Below are 18357 nucleotides of genomic sequence, written 5' to 3' on the forward strand. Positions count from 1 at the left end.
TTTAAATCACACTGTTTTTCACTGAATTCGAGTCCACCATATCTGGATCGAATACGCTTGAAATCGGAATGACAAGCGGTGAACAATCTCCATTGTCCTCACCAAAACCTTGGTTCAATTTCATCGAGAGAAAATAATCGATCTGCTGATAAGGTCCTAGCGTCAGTGATGCCCCCGATCCATTGCATTGATTTTAAAAGCACCGACATTGACGACTGAGGGTGAGAATAACATCACACATCACTTCCTTGGAATAGGTTTAGCTGCTGGCGAAAAAGAGGCAGGTGAGTCCACTTGATCTCGATCATCTACATGGCTCTTTGTTCCGACAAAACCGCTGGCATCTCCAAAATTCTGTCCGTACCCCTGATTTTTTTTATCTGAGTTTTGCCACTCTGCTAACAAATTTTGTCCGACATTCACCGCCGAGGCATTTTCAAAGGAATTAATTTTTAACATGAAAATATTAATATTGATATACGGAGTTGGTTGAACCACAGATAAACCTCCTTTTTATAGGTATATGCGAGCACCCATCAAGTATGTTAACAGGAGGTCTTCACATGGACTTCGAAAAAATGAAGCAGTGGATGGACATTGCCCAGCAAATGCATGGAGATGATTTTTGGAAAATGATATTCGATGATGAGCAAAGATCTCCCTTTATGGCAAATGGTCCGTCTCCCTTTACATTCTCGCAGCAAGATCAGCGAGGAACAGATGCATCGTTTCCACCAGTCGACATTGTGGAAACCCCTACTGAATTTCAGTACTTAATTTATTTGCCTGGCTACCGGAAGGAAGATGTTCAGGTGCTGTCATATGGTGAATATTTAGTTGTAAAAGGACAGCGTTTTTCCTTTTTTAACGAACAGGATTTTCGCCAAAAACAAGGAAAGTATGGTCCGTTTGAAAGAAAAATTCGGCTCCCAGATATGATTCTTGGTCAAATGAATGCGGCTTTTAAAGACGGCGTGCTATATATTCGGTTGCAAAAAGATGAAGGAAAAGCAACTGCGATTATCATAGATGACGAATATTGATACTGACTGCGTCTATTAGATCACGATCATCAATCGTTTCAATCGGCAAGATCGTGATCACGCCATCGGCATTTTGTTCACCAAAACCATTGTTTCTTTTGATCGTCGAGCAGTGATTTCGTACGATCGTCGAACCGAATGTCATCGAGGACCCTGTACCAATCGTATTCGTCTTCATATGGGTAATCTGAATGCGTGTAGGCAGCATGCACTTCTCCCCTTTCATGTATCTCTATAAGTATATACCGGGCAGCTTTTCCATAGACTAGAGCAAGGCGAAAGAAAAGGTTGTGGTCCACTTGAAACATTTCATTCAATCACTCTTTAAAAAAACCGAAGCCAGTCCATCCCTCTCTGTCGTCGAGCTGGAAAAAAGACTCACCGCTCTTGAGCAGAAAATGTCTGCACCTGCTCCGCCTGTCTCGGAGGATACGCACATTCACATTGAATCACTGCATGTGGACAAAATTGACTACCATTTAGAGTTTGGTGAGCTTTCCATTGATCAGCTTAAAGGCAGACTCAACATTGGAGCTACCTATTACACGCCAAAGGACCCGCACCTCAAAAAGGCAGCTTCAGTACCGAAGCCAAAAGAAACAAAAACACCAAAAGTCTCCATTCGATCAAAGTCTTCATCTCAGCACGACCGGAAGCCAGAAATAAACCGCAAGCACAATCGCTACAATACTGATCACATTTAGCCAAAAGCCAGCCTTGACCATATCAGATATTTTCAGCACATCTGCACTAAAGACAGCCGCATTTGGCGGTGTGGAAATTGGCAACATAAACGCACATGAGGAAGCTAACGCAGCCGCAGCCATTAAGCCGTACGGCTCCATGCCAATTGCAAGTCCAAGCCCTACTGTAATTGGAATGATCATGTTCGCAACTGCTGTATTAGACATAATTTCGGTCATAAATAAAATTGAAGCCGTTAAAATAATTAGCAGCATGAGGTAAGACAGCCCATTTAAATGCTGTAAATTTTCCCCGATCCATCCTGTTAGATTCGTTTCCGCAAATCCTGTAGCGAGCGAAAGCCCGCCTCCAAACAAAAGCAAAAGCCCCCATGGCAACTGCTTCATATCCTGCCATTCTAGTATTCTCTCTCCATTTGTCGCTGGAATGAGAAATAACAGCATCGCCCCAAAGATTGCGATCGACGTATCCGAGACAGGAAGCCCGCCAAACAAAAAGATCTTAAAGATCCATAAAAAAGCCGTCATAAGAAAAATAGCAAAAACCCATTTTTCTTCTTGTTTCATTTTGCCTAAATCCTCTAAACCCTTCCGTATAAACGCTGCTCCCATTTCCCCTGTGTGCTCTACCTTGAACTGTATCTTGGTCAAATACAGAAATAAGAGAATAAGCAGAACAGCCGCCACCGGAAAACCAAACAAAAACCATTCAAAAAACATAATTTCTCGATCTAACAGCTTTTTTGACATCGCCGCAAAAACAGCATTTGGCACAGACCCAACGAGTGTCGCCAGTCCGCCAATAGAGGCTGAATAAGCGACCGATAATAGGATGCTTTTACTGAATCGGTCAAGAGATGCACCAGACAAAATATCGTTCGCCTTCACCTCTTTAATCACAGCCAGTGCCACCGGCAGCATCATCAGTGCTGTGGCTGCGTTTGAAATCCACATAGATAGAAAAGCCGTTGCCATCATAACCCCTAATACAATTAGGTCACTTCTTGTACCAATGATGTTTAAAATATGTAAGGCCATTCTTCTATGTAAATTCCATTTTTCAATGGCGATGGCAATCATAAATCCGCCCATGTACATAAAAACAATCGGGTCTCCATAAGCTCTTGATGTTTGCTCCATCGATAGCCCGCCAAGTGTTGGCAAAAGGATGATGGGCAATAAAGAGGTCGCCGGTATAGGCAAAGCTTCTGTGACCCACCATGTCGCAGTCCAAGCCGTAACGCCCAGTACCACTCTCGCTGCATAGGTCAATTCACTTTCTGGAATGAGCAAAAAAATAAGCAAAAAGAAGATTGGTCCAAGAACAAGTCCAGTTAGATTCACTTTTTTATAAACGATCTCAATTCCTCCTTCATGAAAACGCTTTTAATTTTTTCTAATTTTTCACATTCGATGATCACATAAAAAATCCTTTAAATCATAAGAAAAAATGAAGAGATTCTTCAGCAGCAACTGTGTCTTGATTCATATTTCCACTTCATGTCTTGGTCTATTTTCATAGGAGAAACTATACAAATCCTACACAGTAACTGTAAACTATAGAGGATCTAATCAAAAATTGAGGTGTTTTCATTGTATACAGATCAACGAAAATCATTTTGGAAACAGAAAAAAGTCATCATTCCCCTTCTTAGCATCATCGTGATTGCTGCTGCTCTCTTTTTCTTAAAAGATTCGCTTTTCTCAAAAGAAAAAGAGGCGCTGAAAGCCGCTGAATCCTTTACGAAACATCTGGAGAAAAAAGAATTCACGAAACTAGCAGATGAGGTCACAAGCGGCTCTCTGAAAGCCAGTGACTTTTCTAAAAAACAACTTGCCGAAAAATACGATAAGATCTTTAGCGGCATTGGTGCAAGTGATCTAAACGTCTCAAACGTCAACGTAGAAAAACAGGACAAAGGAAATGGGTATCAATTCACCTATGATGTCACGATGAAAACGTCACTTGGAAAACTGAATAAACTCTCTTACAAGGGCGTTCTCTCCGAAGAGGATAACAAGTGGAAAGTAGACTGGAAACCAAATCTCATCTTCCCGCAAATGGAAACGGGTGACACCATCAAAGTGACAACGGATCCTGCGGTACGCGGAAATATTGTAGATCGAAAAGGGCGCACGTTAGCCGAAACAACTGGTGGACACGCACTTGGCATCATCCCTGGAAAGCTCGGGACAGGTACGGAAAAAGAAAGCAACATCAAAAAAATCAGCAGCGCTTTTGATATAGATGAAGAGCTGATTCAAAATCAGCTGAAACAAGCATGGGTCACAGATGACACATTTGTCCCGCTAAAGTCTATGTTAGAGCAAAAGCCGATTCCAAAAGACATAAATGGCGTCACCTATCAAACGAAGGAAATGCGCTACTATCCATATAACGAAGCCGCTGCTCATCTGACAGGCTATGTGGGAAAAGCAAATGCGGATGATATCAAAAGAAATCCAGCTTTAAAGGCGGATCAAATCATCGGCAAAACCGGCCTTGAATTCACATTTGACAAGAACTTAAGAGGACAAGATGGCGGAAGCATCCTCATTATCCATGATGAAACAGGTATTGAAGAAACATTACAAAAAACAGACCGAAAAGACGGAAAAACAGTCAAGCTGACCATTGATGCATCTTTACAGAAAAAAGCCTATCAACAGCTGAAAGGTGAAAAAGGGGCTGTCACCATTATGAACCCATCATCAGGTGATTTATTAGCGCTTGTTAGCACCCCTTCTTACGATGTCAATTTAATGACCAACGGGATCACGCCTAAACAATATCAAGCATACAGTGAAAATCCTGATCTCCCATTCCAAGCTCGATATGCGAGCAGATATGCACCAGGATCTACATTCAAAACCATTACAGCAGCGATTGGACTGGAAACAGGTGTCACAAAACCTAATAAAGTGCGCACCATTCATGGACTGAAATGGCAGAAGGATCAATCATGGGGAAATTATCGCATTACACGGGTTCATGACAAAGAACAAGTCAATATGGTCGATGCCCTCGTGTACTCAGATAATATTTATTTTGGACAGGAAGCCCTTGAAATCGGCAAAGATACTTACGAGAAAAAAGTGAAAACATTTGGGTTTGGTGATGATTTAAACATGCCGTTCACAATGAAACCGGCACAAGTGTCTAACGACGGGATCCAATCAGACATCTTACTCGCCGACTCAGCATATGGCCAAGGAGAATTACTCATGTCTCCAATTGAACAAGTACATGCCTATTCTCCATTTGCAACAGGAGGAAAGCTTGTGTACCCTCGAGTCATTCAGGATGAAAAAACAGCATCACCAAAACAGATTATCAAAGAAGATACAGCAAATACGGTGAAGGACGCACTGACTCAAGTCGTCACCAATTCAAACGGAACCGCTCACTCGTTGCAAATAAAAGGGGCTGATATAGCCGCTAAAACGGGAACAGCGGAACTAAAGAGCAAACAAGGTGCGACAGACGGTACTGAAAATGGATTTTTACTTGCGTTTAATCCTAAAAAAGAAGATTACGTCCTCGTCGGCATGATTGAAGGTGTAAAAAACCGTGGAGGCAGTGGACTTGTCATTCAAAAAATGAAGCCTGTCATCGCTTCTTTCTATAAATAACCCTTAAGGGACACACGCTCCATCAAGCGCATGTGTCTCTTTTTTTCTAAATCATGACAATTTGCTATTGTTTTATAGTTCACCTTATGAATAAAATGAGGAGAATGAAAAAAGAAACAAGTTGAATGAAAGGAGGAAGTCTCATTGGCTCTTGCTGCTCAAACAAAGGATAAACCTCAAAAAGCGGTCACCGGTTCAACGGTTTATCCTATTTTATTGATTATTGGTATTTGCCATATGCTCAACGACACATTGCAAGCCGTGATTCCTGCCATGTTCCCTATTTTAGAACGCTCAATGGGGCTGACCTTTACTCAATTAGGGCTAATCGCCTTTACATTAAATATGGTCTCCTCTGTCATGCAGCCTGCGATCGGGTGGTACACAGATAAACGGCCGATGCCCTATGCACTGCCTATCGCATTATTTTCAAGTGCTGTCGGCATTCTCGGCCTTGCGTTTGCGCCGTCATTTGCGACCATCCTACTGTGCGTCGTCTTTATTGGACTCGGCTCTGCGATTTTCCATCCAGAGGGCTCACGGGTTGCCAACATGGCAGCTGGTCCTAGACGCGGTCTTGCTCAATCCATCTATCAAGTCGGTGGAAATACAGGTCAAGCCTTTGCTCCGCTAATCGCTGCATTCATGCTCGTCCCGCTCGGTCAGCCTGGAGTCGCTTGGTTTACGATCGTTGGAATGGTGGCTGTAGGTTTCCTTCTCTATATTTCGAGATGGTACGCAAGAAAGCTTCAAACCATTCGAGCACAAGCGAAAAAAGCGCCTGCAAAAGCAGCAAGATCTGAACTTCACCGCAAGTCAGCGCTCACAGCACTTGGCATTATCGTCTTTCTTATTTTCGCGCGTTCTTGGTATGGAAATGCGATCTCGAATTTCTATGCGTTTTATGCGATTGAACAATATGGTTTGACGATTAAAGAATCACAAACTTATATTTTCTTATTTCTTATATTGGGTGCGATTGGGACATTTTTAGGCGGGCCGCTTGCAGACCGCTTCGGCAAGAAAACCGTCATTTTAATTTCCTTATTAGCATCCTTTCCGCTTGCCATGCTTCTCCCATTTGCCGGACCAGTTTTTGCTTATGTTTTACTTGGACTCATTGGGATCATTCTGACCTCAAGCTTCTCTGTCACCGTGGTCTATGCCCAAGAACTATTTCCCGGGAAAATTGGCACAATGTCTGGTTTAACTGTTGGGCTTGCGTTTGGTATGGGAGCGATTGGATCCGTTGCCCTCGGCTCATTAATTGATGCAGTCGGTTTAACGCCTACCATGATTGGTGTCGCCTTTTTACCGATATTAGGCATCCTAGCCTTCTTACTGCCAAGCGATCAGACCATAGCGAAATGGAATGAATCATAAAAGGTAAAAACCGCTCAATAAATGAGCGGTTTTTTCATATCTCATAAAAATGCGTGTCCGGAACATGCTTCTTTGCAATAAACCCCTGCTGAAAGTCTGGAAAGACCTTTTGCACCTGTTTAATTTTCAGATGAATCAAATCCGCATACGGAATATACAAATGATCCACAAGAGTGTGTTCTGTCATATAGTAATACCAGTTCAGATTAAAGGTATTTTCATCAATGATCGTAAAGGCAGAAAAATGATAGAACAGCAGTGGACATTCGTCGAGATACATATCTCCTTTCACAACGGAGAGCTTATAGTTTTCAATATTCCAAATCGCTGCATTGGCACCTTTAGATGCCACCACATGGACACCCTCAAAATCATCGACCCATCTTTCAACATACCGCTGATCACCATATGTCTTTTTTTCCGTATCCATTTCTACTGTACAGTGCGCAATGCAGTTCTCTTTCCACTGCGTCACAGCCCGTTTGGCCACATCTGTGTTTCGACAGCCTACAAACCCAGTATTAAAACGGCCGGATAATTCATAAAAGTGATAGAATCGCTTGGAATTCATATGATCTGTCAAAAATACATGAGCGAGTGGATTTTCTGCAAATATCGCCTCTGGATCATGATAAAAATACAAATCCGTATCCAAATGAGCGAGATAATCTGCATCAGAGGACTCAAGAATTTTGAGTAGAAACGCAGGCTTAAGCGTCCAGCAATACTCGTGGAACGTACGATCCGCCTTTGCTTTTCGCAGCGAATCATCTTCCACATCTTCAAGCTGTTCATATTGGACATGTGGATGAGGAAATTGACTTAACACCTTGTAAGCCAAAGGATCAGCACATAAGACAGAAAGTTTGTATGATTGAGCCGTCTGTTCAAGTGAATGAATCAGCGCCAGCAGCTTAAATACATGGGTATTCGACACAATGGTTGTGAAATGATAGGATGCCATCTACAACACATCCACTTGGAACAAATCAACATGCAGCAGCTCTTTTGTGAGCCCTTGAATGGCTTCTGCCAGCACCGTGCATCCATGTTCCTGCTTGGCAAGCTGGGCCGTCTCTGACAGCTTTTTCAAAGGGAAATGCTTTGCCGTCAGCACGTCCTTTTGATCACGTTTAATGCCCACATTCCGCTCTGTGATCATATGAAGCAGCTCCAAAAAATAAGCGAGCAGATCATCATATGCTGCATTCTTACGCAGCTGGCGAATGTCTTTCACGATATCATTTGTCACGGTATGAGAAAATGGTCCAGAGAAAGCCAAATGAACATCAATCGAATCAATATTGTTGTACTTCTCGCACATATACAAAATGTTATATTTGATGTCATCGAATGACGTTAAATTACTTGGATGTTCCTGATGCACACTTAAAATATCCTCACGCAGCTCAAATGAGAGGCCAAGCTGATGCAGACGAATGCCTAAATCATAATCCTCAAACCCGTATCGAACGATTTTTTCATCAAACATCCCTAGTTCCATGACATGCTTTCGCTTGACGGAAGAGTTATTTGTGATAAAAAATCGCCACGGCAATTGATAAGAACTTAAATCATAGTCGTACGTGTTTAAAATGTCTTTCAGAATATCAATAAATTCGGACTGCAAGTCGAAGCTTCTCTCTAGAAATGCTCCGTTTTTTATTTCCTCCATCGACACAAGAGACGTTTTGTCTTTCATTTTCCGCTGATACAGTCCTTGTTTTTTTAATCGCTTCACATGATCTTTATCAAAACCGGTGTAAAAATAACGGTAGATTCGCTTCCAGCATACACCGCAAATGACACGGTCCTCATGATCAGCATGTGCCTCTGCGTGCTTTTGAATAAATTGGGGCTCTGCCAGCATATCGCTGTCATGGAATATTAAGAGGTCTCCCTCTGCCTCACGAATGGCATGATTGCGCCCCTTGGCAATTCCTTGATTGACAGGAATACGCACCTTTTTGAATGGAAAGTTCACCTCAATGTTTTCGAGCATTTCCATCGTGCCGTCCGTTGACCCATTATCAGCGACAATGACCTCAAATGGAATATCGGTTTCCTGAAGCGTTAAGGAAAAGAGGCTCCCTTCTAAACGCTCTTTCGCATTATAACTCGGAATAATGACGCTGACCTTCGGCTTTTCATTCATGCGCCATCCTCCTCCAGTTTGGCATAGCCGTTAAACATCGGATTGACTTGTTCTACCGATTCAATCACATGACGCAGCACTTCCCGATAGGCTTCTTGGAAAAATGGCAAGTCATCTCTTCCTTTTTCATGGATTTGCTGCATATCATCTTTGCTTAAGATCCGAAATCCGCTGAAATGATAACAAATGAGCGGGCTCCCATCCTCAAGCAAAATACGTCCATTCTCTTCCTGATAAGAATGCTGGCCATAATTCCAGTGACCAATATTCACACCCTTTGTTTGAATATCTTCTACTTTTTCAAACAGCATCGGCATATGATCCAAATACCCTTGATCGCCAAATTTCCCCTCTCCAGGCGCATTCTTGCATTCTTTTAGACATTCTTCTTTCCACCAGCTCAGGCACTTCCGGCCGGCTTCATCTCCTTTAAAATGGAGGAATCCTGAATTATAGCGCCCTAAAAGTTTCTGAAGCATCTTCACTTCCTCTGGATCAAAGCTTGGAATGACAATATCCCCTCTTGAAAGAAGCACAGAGACATCAGGCTGGTTTTCAAAAATCACTTGCGGACTCTCATAAAAGAACAAATCCGCATCAAGATACGTCACTTCCTCCGCCTGGTCCTGCTTAAATAGCCACTCTATCCAAATCGGTTTTAATGTCCAACAATATTCCGAATCATTTCGTTCCTTTTTGATTTCTAACAGCTCTGGCGTTTCAAGATCACGTACATGAACAAGATCGACATGCGGGAAATTCATTTGATGAAGCAAATCAAATGCAGCATCATCCATACATAACGTCTTGATGACAGCATCATCTTCTACTTGCTTCAACGATAAGAAAAACGCAATGGCTTGATAAAGTCTTCCACTTGATAGAACCGTACAATATATGCTGTTCATCTGTTTACACCTCTATTTTTGAAAGAATTCGCGGTACCATTCAATTGTCTTTTCTAACCCTTCATCAATGGAGTAATCAGGCTTCCAATCAAGCAGCTTTCTCGCCTTTTCTGCTGATAAATATTGATGCTTAATCTCATGCGTTCCTTGATTCAAAATACGAGGTTTTAGTTCACTGCTCATTGCCTTTAAGATTTTATCAACGAGCTCAAGCACGGTCAGCTGAATTTCATTACTAAAGTTAAATGCTTCTCCTGCAAGCCCTTTTTCCTCCATTTTTTCAGCTAGCAGTAAATAAGCCTTGACCGCATCTTCAATATAGAAATAATCACGGATAAAGGTACCGTCACTTCTAATTTCTGGCGCCTTTCCCTCTAATACCAGCTGGATGGTTTGCGGAATGATTCGGTTAAAATTCAAATCTCCGCCTCCGTATAAATTACCGCAGCGCGTAATACAAACCGGAAGACCATATGTGTTGTAGTACGTGTGAGAAATTAAATCTGCACAGCTTTTTGACACATCATATGGGTGCTTGCCGTTAAGCGGCATGTCTTCATCATAAGGAAGCTGTTCTTGATCTCCGTATGCTTTATCACTTGATGCCACGATCACTCGTTTGATGAGCGGCTGCCTTCTGCACGCCTCCAGCACATTCCATGTCCCTAAAATATTGGCTTCAAATGTAGAGACCGGGTGCCGATTTGCGACCCCAACAATCGCTTGGGCAGCCAAATGAAAGACCGTATCAATCTCATATTCTCCTAACGCACGTTCTATCGTCTGCATGTCCTCCAGTGCGCCTTGGACGACATTCATCTTTTCAAATTGACTGCCTTGATATAAGTTCGATCTTGGCACCTGATCACGTACAAGCCCTGTTACGTTTGCCCCTTGATCTATCAATTCCTTGACGAGGTAACTCCCTAACAATCCCGTACACCCAGTCACAAATACGTTTTTCCCATTCCAAAATCCGCTCATGCTGTCACCAAACCTTCCATGGTTGTTTTCCTTCAGTCCACATGCCGTTGATTTCTTTCAAGTTTTTATACGTATCAATTGCTGTCCAAAATCCGTGGTGCTCATAGACTGCAAGCTCGCCATCATTCGCCAAGTTCTGAAGAGGCTCTGCTTCGAACACACATTGATCATCATCTGTTAAATAATCAAAAACCTTTGGAGACAACACAAAAAATCCTCCATTGATCATCCCGATACTGTCTGTCTTCTCAGAGAAGGATTGTGCCATCCCGTTATACACCTTCAGCGTGCCGTACTGTGATGTCTTTTCAATTCCTGTGACAGTGGCAGCTGCTCCAAGCTCTTGATGGCGCTTGAGCAAATGAAACATATTGATATTGGCAAGTCCGTCACCGTACGTCATCATAAATGTCTCATCACCAATATAATCCTGTACCTGCTTTAACCGCCCGCCTGTCATCGTATTCTCACCCGTATCTAAAAAGGTGATTTTCCAATTCTCCGAATTCCCTAAAAGCTTCATTTCCCCTGTCGACATATCCAGCTGCATGCTGTGATGCCGCCAGTCGTAGTTGAGAAAATACTCTTTGATTTTCTCTCCTTTATATCCAAGCAATAAGATAAACTCGTCTACACCGTAATACTGATAGATTTTCATAATATGCCATAGAATAGGCCGATCTCCGATCATAGCAAGTGGTTTAGGAAGCGCTTGTGTGACCTCACTCATTCTCGTTCCCTTTCCTCCGCAGAGAATGACTGCTTTCATCTTCTCCCCTCATCTCTCTATGAAAATTTTTGATTGAAAACCCTATCTTCATGCGGAAAATCAGTACATGTACCCTTATACTTTGTCCGACATCAGGTTTTGAATCTACTCTATTCATATGTCGGAATAAGAGAGGGTGCCACCTAGCATTTAACTATTTTTACAAACAAAAAAGAGCGAGATTTGCATTCTCGCTCTTTCAAAGTTTAAATTGTATATTTTCAGGGTAGATGGTATGATAAACATGTGCATAAACAGCACAAACAGACTCTTTCGATAAAGAGACTACTAGATTGAATGAACTCAAGTGGCAGCTTGCTTCATTCTTAATATGAATCACGGAGGTGAATTCCCATGGCACAAAATGTACTTTGTGAAGTGAACTCTTGCCGTTTTTGGGCTGACAACAGCTGTACAGCCTCTACAATTAAAATTGGTAAAAGCACAATGACTGACGTGACTCGCAATGCTGAAACGGATTGCGAAACATTTGAAACAAAATAATACATGATTTTCTGAGATGAAGGAACTGGCAGGTTCCTTCTTTTCTTTTATCATTCTATCAAGAATGATAATTATTATCAAGCGTTTTTCACGAAACATTTCTCGGGAAATAATGACACGATATTTCTCCATTCGTTGACGATTTTCACTCCTTTTTCTATACTCAACATATCCAAAGAAGAAAAAGTGGTGACCAATCAGTGGATTTTACGATACGATTTCTATCATTCTATGTCGTTGAAATAGAAGGCAAAGAGGAACAAGCAAATAAACGGTTTAAACATTATCAAACATTAGACCAAGAAGAATTTGAACAAAGTGAGCTGAAGGACTTTCTAGACGGTGAGCTTAAAAAAATCGTCAAACGAAAAGTGGACAGACACCCTAAGTCTGAGCAAGTACCGACTAAAATTGGCCGATTTATTGTCGAACCCGGGCATGAACTCGATTCAAATCCAAACTACAATTTATTTCATCAGACGAGATTTGCAGATACAAAAGAAGTATTTAACGAATGCAGTGAACAATTTGTTCGCACCTATTTAGATACAAGTGCTGTAAGAGGCGGCGTGTTTTTGGTTGCATCTGCGGCTCCTAAAAAGTATTTCGATGACTCTTTTGTCTTTATCATGAAATGCGATTTTGAACAGAAAGTCGCTTCTATTGCTGATACATCTACCTTGATCAAAAAAGTAGAAATGGCGATTACAACAAAAAACATGAAATCGATTCAATACCCGTTTATGCCAGAAGAGGGCATGACAGAGGAAGCCGAAGTGAAAATTCACCAATCCTCACACGCTCGTTATTTTGAAGACTTTCTGAAATTCGTCGAATACGGGAATCGATGCCTGAAATCATGAAATCACAGGTCATGAATATGGTGCAGGAACATGTATTTGAAACATTTCAGGATGAAAGTGAAGAATTAAAACAATTTGAAGAGGACCTTGAAATATGGGAAGCAAGTGAAAAACGGGAGATTCGGGAAACACTCGATACAGAACAGGTCACGCTAGCAGCTTCTCATATTGTGGAACAAACCCCTGATATCACGATGAAGATGCGTCTAGGCGAAACAGAAATTAAAGGACTTTTAGCCGACTTCGGCCACTCGATTCATATCGCAAAGGTCAACAATCGATATGTCGTGCTCGTTGAAGCAGATCAAATTGTATTTGAAAAAGGAAGCACACCTGTTGAATTCCATAAACCCAATGGATTGAAAGAGGTCGTCAGCCAACTCACGCAAAAAGCCTATGATTCAGACTTAGAATAAGAGAATATGACTGCCTCCTGCGATCAGCTGCATGAGGCAGTTTTTTATATAACGCTTTATTTTTTACACTGCACTAGAAGAAACATGCTACCCGCTTCTTATCCACATGCTGACGAGCATTAAGCTTATGATAAGCATCAGCCAAAAGACGCTGTTTGTTCCGAAAAACTGGATCAACGTATACCCACACAAAGGTCCTAAAGCAGCCCCCATATCTTGAACAAAAGAATAGCTGGCGAGAAAGCGGTTCTTATCTGTTTGAGCAGAAGCTTTTTGAAAGGCAAGTGTATCGGTGAACGTTGTGACTATTGTTGCCATCAGCTGCATCAAAAGCAGCATCAATAGGAACCAGCCGCTTACCTTCAGCATGATCACAAGAAAACTGAGCCCTCCAAATGAAAGAAACATCCAGCTTAACATTCGTTCCTTCATCACAAGACGATCAAACCATTTACCCGTTCTCGGTGCGAGAAATGGTTCCCATCCCCACCTGAGCGCTTGAATAACACCGCTTAAAGCCGAAGCTCCGATGACAAAGCCAAACAAAGTCAATTCATCTTGGTCAATCTTTGCTTCAATGACATGACTCAGCGTGGATGCGAATAAACCTTGGATGATCAGTGCGATCAGCATGCCTGTTATCAGTACTTTTACCACATCTCGTGTCAACCACTTCTGTTTGATGCCATGATACACCTGCGTGCCTTCTCTCTTTTCAATTTCTTCTAACGATACATAAAAAATGCAGCCCATTAATGTGAGTAAGCCAAAGACAAGCGTCATGGACTGAAAACCGATCAAGCTGGCAAGGATTCCACCAAATAACATGCCAAATAAACTGCCAAGCCGGTAAAGCCCATTATAAAGACCCGTCAAATGTCCTTGTGAGCCTTCGTCCATTTCAGCCAAGACCCTCATCCCACTCATACGGAGTAACGTCCAAGCGAGACCCCATGCACAGCGGCAAATCAATAGCAGCCAAAATCCACTCATACCATATAATATCGTGGTCACTGACGCGATCAAAATTGCGATCAGTACACCGGTCTTCATTGGAATATATCGATAAAGCCACCATACGACAGGTGCTAGCGGGATACGAATGAATCGGTTGATAGACAGCAGTAACCCCACCTCCCAAATGGATGATAAACCAATCTCTTTCCAATAGACCGGGAGAACAATATAGAGCATTGAATCCCCAATAAGGGCAAATGCTGTGATGAGCGCAATTGACACCACTTGCTTTTGACGACGATCCATTTTTTCTTCCCCCTTCGCTACCTTTACGATAAGGGATACCTTATAATAAATCTAATGAATGTTTTTGATTGAATCATCAAAATAATTGATAGGCGGTGCAAAGATGAATTTACATGCCCTCCGTATTTTTGCAAAGGTAGCCGAAACAAAAAGTGTCACACAAACGGCAGACGTGCTGTCTTTGACGCAGCCGGCTGTGACAGCACAATTACGAAGCATTGAACGAGAGATCGGCTTTCGTCTTTTCAAACGAAACGGCCGGGGATTACACTGACTGAGATGGGAAAGATCCTGTATCCATATGCCCGGCAAGTATTCGAGGCGGAAAAAGAAGTAGAATATCAGATTACCCTTCTGCAAAACGGAAAAAAAGGAAGACTCAGAATTGCTTCTACCTACGTACCACTTAACTTTTTACTGCCTGATTGGCTTGCCTCTTTTAAAACAGCATCGCCACAGACAGACATTGAATTAAAAAGCGGAAACTCCGCTCAAGTGATCGAAAGCCTGCTTCAATATCAATCAGATGTGGCGATCGCCGTAATTGAAGATCTGCACCACGAAGATCTTCACACCTCTCACTTAACTGATTTAAGTTATGACTTTATCGTGCCTGTGGATCATCCGTTAAATGGACAAACCGTCCCACTAGAACGACTGAGCCATGAACCTTTTTTAATGCGAGAAGAAGGCAGTTCAACGAGAGACAAGCTTTTTTCCCTTTTTACCGCTAAAGGAATTAAACAGCCGACCGTTGATTTACAATTCAGTGGTGTCCACGAAGCCATTCAAATGATCAAAGCTGGCTATGGCATCACCCTTGTTCCTCGTGACGCTGTTCAGCGAAGCTTAGAACGTGGAGAGATTGGGCGCGTGTATATCGAAGGAATAGACATTATCAGACCTGTTGTGGTCTGCAAACGGGCGAATGACCTTGAGGAAAATAGGACGGTGAATGCTTTTCTGCAAATGAAAGACATCGGACCCTTTATAGCACCTGACTCCAATTAAAAAAGTGCCTGCTTCAACAACAGGCACTTTTTCTATTCGGATGGCTGAACTAGATCAAATGGGACCGCCTTTGAGGCTTTCACTAATTGTTCTGGTGTGATGAGTATTTCATTTCCCCATTCTCCCGCTCCAACGCCTAATATCTCTTCTTCTAATAGCGATGCTTCGATAATCGTGCGGAACCCTTCAGGCTGCCAGCAAAATGGCGGGATGGAGCCAATGCGATAGCCTGTCACTTCAAGCACCGTGTCTGGTGAAGCCATTTTGATATTGCGAGAGCCTGCGGCTTTCTTTAGTTTCCCTGATTTGATGTGCTGGTCAGCACCCACCATTACAAGCAGCTGCTCCCCTTCCCCTGTTTCAAAGATCAATGTTTTGATCATTTGTCTTTCTCTAAAACCAAGAGCAGCCGCTACATTCGCTGCGCCCTTCTCTGTTTCGGCAGAAAATGTTTTGATGTCATACGGGATGCCATGCTTGTCCAAAAAGTCATGCGCTGGTAATTTTTTCAATGGATTGAACCCCTTTCCTTACGATGTTCTTTCATTTAGCTTATCACAATCCTCTCATCCTTAAGATGTATTTTTCAATGGAAAACCTCTGCACACTTCGCCAACATGCTATACTGAACTTGTTTTTGAAAAGGAGTCGGTTGGATATGGGAAATAAGTTTTGGTTTTATACAGGCAGTAAAAGCCTTCTCATGCTAAGTGATATTCTATTTTTGATGACAGTCACATTGGTTATTTATCAAGATACACAATCTGTCGCCTATGCGGCTGTATTTCCGCTCATAAGAACACTATGTCAGCTATTGGCTGGGCTCCTCTCTCCTGTTTTGACAGAACTCTTTCAAGCCAAGCGTCTATTGAAATGGGTCCCTCTTTTACGTATTGGAATGCTCGTCGTATTCACGACCCAATTTGATTTCTTTCAGCAGCACCTGATCTGGCTGTTTAGTGCGTTCGTTTTGATTTCCATCACAGGCGGGTTCATCAGCCCTTTATTACAGGCCATCATGCCGATGCTTGTGCCAGCAAATCAGCTTGTGAAAGCGAACAGTACAGCCTCCGTTTTTTATCAATCTGTTCAAATCGCCGGCTATTCGTTTACTGGAATGCTCGTCCTGTTGATTGGTCCATCTTATTTAATGTGGGCTTCCTGTTTCATGATTGTGTTGTCTTATCTATTGATCCTCCCTGTTTTTTCTCTACTCAAGCAAGAAGACACGGTTCAAAAAGAAAATAAGATGAACGGGTTCAAGGATGGCTGGAAGATCATTTGGACAAACAAAACGGTTCGCATCCTGACTTTCATGGATGTTAGTGAAAATATTGCAGGTGCTTTGTGGGTCGGACCGGTTACGCTTGCCTTTGTCACACTTGTTTTAAATGAAGGTGCGGAATGGTGGGGATATATCAATGCCGCATATTATATAGGTGCCATTATAGGCGGACTCATGGCCGCATGGCTAAGTCAGTTTATTCAAAAACAACTTCTCCTCTTTATGGCAGCGGGCTCTTTTATTTATGCAGTGCTGACGATCCTATTTTCGCTAAACAGCCTGCCATGGCTTGCATTGCTGCTTTGTATTTTAATGGGGCCTGCCTATCAAATTCGGGATGTTTCGCAGCAAACCATCCTCCAAACGGAAACGCCAGTCCATGAGTTATCAAAGGTGTATTCGGCTCAATACGTTCTCTCTTCTATGTCTGTCAGTTTATCTATTTTCTTTGTTGGATTAATTGCGGATACATTCGGAGCGAGATTTGTGTATTTGTTAGGCGGACTGTTTGTACTCATCTGCTCAAGCATTGCCATCACCACTTTCATGATGCAGAAAAAAAGAGCGGCTGTTTAAGGCAGCGACTCTTTTACTTTTCTTTTAACATCGCAAACATGTCACGCGCCATTGCTTCTAGGATATAGACAACGGGTGTCTGTGTAGTGATGTTGGCTCTATGGACTCGTTCGTCTGTGACGTAATAAGCAATATTCAAGTCAGAAATACGAGAAATTGTACAGTGCTGATTGTTTGTAATACTAATGATCGTGCTGCCTTCTCTTTTAAGTTTCGAAATATGATCAATCGTAATACTGTTCTCTCCTGATACCGACAGCACAATGGTGACACTATTGTCTAAATACTGCATATTCATCGGGAAAAATGGATCATTGATGTAAAACGAAAATTTCTCCAGACTTGAAAAGTACCTTGCCCCATACTGCGCCAAAATACCAGAACTGCCCGTCCCAATAAACAGCACATTCTTTGCATCCGCAATGAGCTTCGCTGCCTCTTTAATCTTCTCCTCAAAATCTCCTTTAAGTGTCCGTTCGATAAATTCATACAGGAAATGCTGCGTGCTTTTCAAAGAAGGTGTTTGTTCTGCTTCTAAATACATTTTGAGCTTCACCTTAAATTCTGAAAAGCCTTCACAATTCACTTTTCGACAAAAGCGAAGGACAGATGAGGTCGATATATGTGCGGCATCTGCCAAATCACGAATTCTCATATAGACGACTTTTTCACTGTTTTCCATAATGTATCGGTATAAAGCGCTTTCTAGTTCATTAAAGCTGGAAATGACCTCACTTGAAAACATCTGACTTCCCCTTTCTCCAACAACATGACACAACACGTTTCTTTTATGTAACAAATCTCTAAATAGGGCACCCTTGCCTAAAGACGCTGAAACCGTTTACGCACAAGGTACTCTC

Annotated in this window: 19 protein-coding genes and 2 pseudogenes; 9 read left to right on the forward strand and 12 right to left on the reverse strand. The window is 42.2% G+C overall.

The genetic code is table 11. From position 1 onward, the window contains the following. Nucleotide 1: 1 nt before the first annotated feature. Nucleotides 2-234 (reverse strand): annotated as a pseudogene (locus tag KFQ09_RS06020) (hypothetical protein). Nucleotides 235-240: 6 nt separating this feature from the next. After that, nucleotides 241-498 carry a hypothetical protein gene (locus tag KFQ09_RS06025; RefSeq protein ID WP_008344180.1) on the reverse strand — a complete coding sequence of 86 codons (258 nt, stop codon included), beginning with the start codon at nt 496-498 and terminating at the stop codon, nt 241-243. 65 nt (nt 499-563) lie between these two features. On the opposite strand from KFQ09_RS06025, the gene KFQ09_RS06030 reads away from it, so the two are divergent. Next, nucleotides 564-1043 carry an Hsp20/alpha crystallin family protein gene (locus tag KFQ09_RS06030; RefSeq protein WP_008344182.1) on the forward strand — a complete coding sequence of 160 codons (480 nt, stop codon included), beginning with the start codon at nt 564-566 and terminating at the stop codon, nt 1041-1043. Here the strand turns inward: KFQ09_RS06030 and KFQ09_RS06035 are convergent. Then, entirely contained in the window at nt 1024-1251 is a 228-nt protein-coding gene (locus KFQ09_RS06035; protein WP_017360415.1) for a hypothetical protein, read from the reverse strand. The genes KFQ09_RS06030 and KFQ09_RS06035 overlap by 20 nt on opposite strands. A gap of 82 nt (nt 1252-1333) precedes the next feature. On the opposite strand from KFQ09_RS06035, the gene KFQ09_RS06040 reads away from it, so the two are divergent. Further along, nucleotides 1334-1747 (forward strand): hypothetical protein, encoded by a 414-nt coding sequence (locus KFQ09_RS06040; RefSeq protein ID WP_230677322.1) that lies wholly within the window; start codon nt 1334-1336, stop codon nt 1745-1747. Here the strand turns inward: KFQ09_RS06040 and KFQ09_RS06045 are convergent. Next, on the reverse strand, nt 1679-3091 hold the full coding sequence (locus tag KFQ09_RS06045; protein ID WP_255836100.1) for an SLC13 family permease: 1413 nt from the start codon (nt 3089-3091) through the stop codon (nt 1679-1681). The genes KFQ09_RS06040 and KFQ09_RS06045 overlap by 69 nt on opposite strands. Nucleotides 3092-3340: 249 nt before the next feature. On the opposite strand from KFQ09_RS06045, the gene KFQ09_RS06050 reads away from it, so the two are divergent. Further along, nucleotides 3341-5380 (forward strand): penicillin-binding protein PBP4(5), encoded by a 2040-nt coding sequence (locus KFQ09_RS06050; RefSeq protein ID WP_255836101.1) that lies wholly within the window; start codon nt 3341-3343, stop codon nt 5378-5380. A gap of 144 nt (nt 5381-5524) precedes the next feature. Further along, nucleotides 5525-6763 carry an MFS transporter gene (locus tag KFQ09_RS06055; protein WP_255836102.1) on the forward strand — a complete coding sequence of 413 codons (1239 nt, stop codon included), beginning with the start codon at nt 5525-5527 and terminating at the stop codon, nt 6761-6763. 34 nt (nt 6764-6797) lie between these two features. On the opposite strand, the gene KFQ09_RS06060 is transcribed toward KFQ09_RS06055, so the two are convergent. Genes KFQ09_RS06060 through rfbF form a run of 5 tightly spaced genes read right to left on the reverse strand, consistent with a single transcriptional unit; the run spans nt 6798 to nt 11579 of the window. Continuing rightward, nucleotides 6798-7727 carry a putative nucleotide-diphospho-sugar transferase gene (locus tag KFQ09_RS06060; RefSeq protein WP_024718603.1) on the reverse strand — a complete coding sequence of 310 codons (930 nt, stop codon included), beginning with the start codon at nt 7725-7727 and terminating at the stop codon, nt 6798-6800. Beyond that, entirely contained in the window at nt 7728-8918 is a 1191-nt protein-coding gene (locus KFQ09_RS06065; RefSeq protein WP_046342904.1) for a glycosyltransferase family 2 protein, read from the reverse strand. Beyond that, the gene (locus tag KFQ09_RS06070) at nt 8915-9826 is read right to left on the reverse strand and encodes a putative nucleotide-diphospho-sugar transferase (protein WP_046342902.1); all 912 of its coding nucleotides are present in this window, start codon (nt 9824-9826) and stop codon (nt 8915-8917) included. The genes KFQ09_RS06065 and KFQ09_RS06070 overlap by 4 nt, the downstream gene beginning before the upstream one ends. Nucleotides 9827-9838: 12 nt before the next feature. Then, nucleotides 9839-10810, reverse strand: coding sequence for a GDP-mannose 4,6-dehydratase (locus tag KFQ09_RS06075; RefSeq protein ID WP_039956184.1), 972 nt, complete (start codon nt 10808-10810; stop codon nt 9839-9841). Between the two features lie 4 nt (nt 10811-10814). Next, on the reverse strand, nt 10815-11579 hold the full coding sequence (rfbF, locus tag KFQ09_RS06080; protein WP_017360424.1) for a glucose-1-phosphate cytidylyltransferase: 765 nt from the start codon (nt 11577-11579) through the stop codon (nt 10815-10817). A gap of 354 nt (nt 11580-11933) precedes the next feature. Here rfbF and KFQ09_RS06085 point away from each other — a divergent pair, with 354 nt between their 5' ends. Beyond that, complete coding sequence (locus KFQ09_RS06085; RefSeq protein ID WP_008344201.1) at nt 11934-12083, forward strand: DUF1540 domain-containing protein; 150 nt, start codon at nt 11934-11936, stop codon at nt 12081-12083. A 200-nt stretch (nt 12084-12283) separates the two neighbouring features. Beyond that, nucleotides 12284-13362 (forward strand): annotated as a pseudogene (locus KFQ09_RS06090) (DUF3900 domain-containing protein). 87 nt (nt 13363-13449) lie between these two features. Here the strand turns inward: KFQ09_RS06090 and KFQ09_RS06095 are convergent. Next, entirely contained in the window at nt 13450-14625 is a 1176-nt protein-coding gene (locus tag KFQ09_RS06095) for an MFS transporter (RefSeq protein WP_046342896.1), read from the reverse strand. A 103-nt stretch (nt 14626-14728) separates the two neighbouring features. Here KFQ09_RS06095 and KFQ09_RS06100 point away from each other — a divergent pair, with 103 nt between their 5' ends. Continuing rightward, nucleotides 14729-14899 (forward strand): helix-turn-helix domain-containing protein, encoded by a 171-nt coding sequence (locus KFQ09_RS06100; protein ID WP_255836103.1) that lies wholly within the window; start codon nt 14729-14731, stop codon nt 14897-14899. A gap of 5 nt (nt 14900-14904) precedes the next feature. Then, on the forward strand, nt 14905-15636 hold the full coding sequence (locus KFQ09_RS06105; protein ID WP_255836104.1) for a LysR family transcriptional regulator substrate-binding protein: 732 nt from the start codon (nt 14905-14907) through the stop codon (nt 15634-15636). A 32-nt stretch (nt 15637-15668) separates the two neighbouring features. On the opposite strand, the gene KFQ09_RS06110 is transcribed toward KFQ09_RS06105, so the two are convergent. Then, nucleotides 15669-16148: an aminoacyl-tRNA deacylase gene (locus tag KFQ09_RS06110; RefSeq protein WP_041093150.1), complete on the reverse strand. Its 480-nt coding sequence runs from the start codon at nt 16146-16148 to the stop codon at nt 15669-15671. 146 nt (nt 16149-16294) lie between these two features. On the opposite strand from KFQ09_RS06110, the gene KFQ09_RS06115 reads away from it, so the two are divergent. Next, complete coding sequence (locus KFQ09_RS06115) at nt 16295-17497, forward strand: MFS transporter (RefSeq protein ID WP_255836105.1); 1203 nt, start codon at nt 16295-16297, stop codon at nt 17495-17497. Between the two features lie 13 nt (nt 17498-17510). Here the strand turns inward: KFQ09_RS06115 and KFQ09_RS06120 are convergent, their stop codons facing one another. Next, nucleotides 17511-18242, reverse strand: coding sequence for a MurR/RpiR family transcriptional regulator (locus KFQ09_RS06120; protein WP_017366780.1), 732 nt, complete (start codon nt 18240-18242; stop codon nt 17511-17513). Between the last annotated feature and the right edge of the window lie 115 nt (nt 18243-18357).

This window comes from Bacillus sp. FS02, assembly GCF_024398395.1.
Lineage (GTDB): Bacteria > Bacillota > Bacilli > Bacillales > Bacillaceae > Bacillus > Bacillus altitudinis.

Bases quoted from the DNA above. Each gene is read 5' to 3' on its own strand.
- KFQ09_RS06115 (WP_255836105.1), top strand. From the start codon at position 16,295: ATGGGAAATAAGTTTTGGTTTTATACAGGCAGTAAAAGCCTTCTCATG.
- KFQ09_RS06085 (WP_008344201.1), top strand. From the start codon at position 11,934: ATGGCACAAAATGTACTTTGTGAAGTGAACTCTTGCCGTTTTTGGGCT.
- KFQ09_RS06035 (WP_017360415.1), bottom strand. From the start codon at position 1,251: ATGCTGCCTACACGCATTCAGATTACCCATATGAAGACGAATACGATT.
- KFQ09_RS06065 (WP_046342904.1), bottom strand. From the start codon at position 8,918: ATGAATGAAAAGCCGAAGGTCAGCGTCATTATTCCGAGTTATAATGCG.
- KFQ09_RS06105 (WP_255836104.1), top strand. From the start codon at position 14,905: ATGGGAAAGATCCTGTATCCATATGCCCGGCAAGTATTCGAGGCGGAA.
- rfbF (WP_017360424.1), bottom strand. From the start codon at position 11,579: ATGAAAGCAGTCATTCTCTGCGGAGGAAAGGGAACGAGAATGAGTGAG.
- KFQ09_RS06060 (WP_024718603.1), bottom strand. From the start codon at position 7,727: ATGGCATCCTATCATTTCACAACCATTGTGTCGAATACCCATGTATTT.
- KFQ09_RS06100 (WP_255836103.1), top strand. From the start codon at position 14,729: ATGAATTTACATGCCCTCCGTATTTTTGCAAAGGTAGCCGAAACAAAA.
- KFQ09_RS06120 (WP_017366780.1), bottom strand. From the start codon at position 18,242: ATGTTTTCAAGTGAGGTCATTTCCAGCTTTAATGAACTAGAAAGCGCT.
- KFQ09_RS06030 (WP_008344182.1), top strand. From the start codon at position 564: ATGGACTTCGAAAAAATGAAGCAGTGGATGGACATTGCCCAGCAAATG.
- KFQ09_RS06070 (WP_046342902.1), bottom strand. From the start codon at position 9,826: ATGAACAGCATATATTGTACGGTTCTATCAAGTGGAAGACTTTATCAA.
- KFQ09_RS06095 (WP_046342896.1), bottom strand. From the start codon at position 14,625: ATGGATCGTCGTCAAAAGCAAGTGGTGTCAATTGCGCTCATCACAGCA.
- KFQ09_RS06075 (WP_039956184.1), bottom strand. From the start codon at position 10,810: ATGAGCGGATTTTGGAATGGGAAAAACGTATTTGTGACTGGGTGTACG.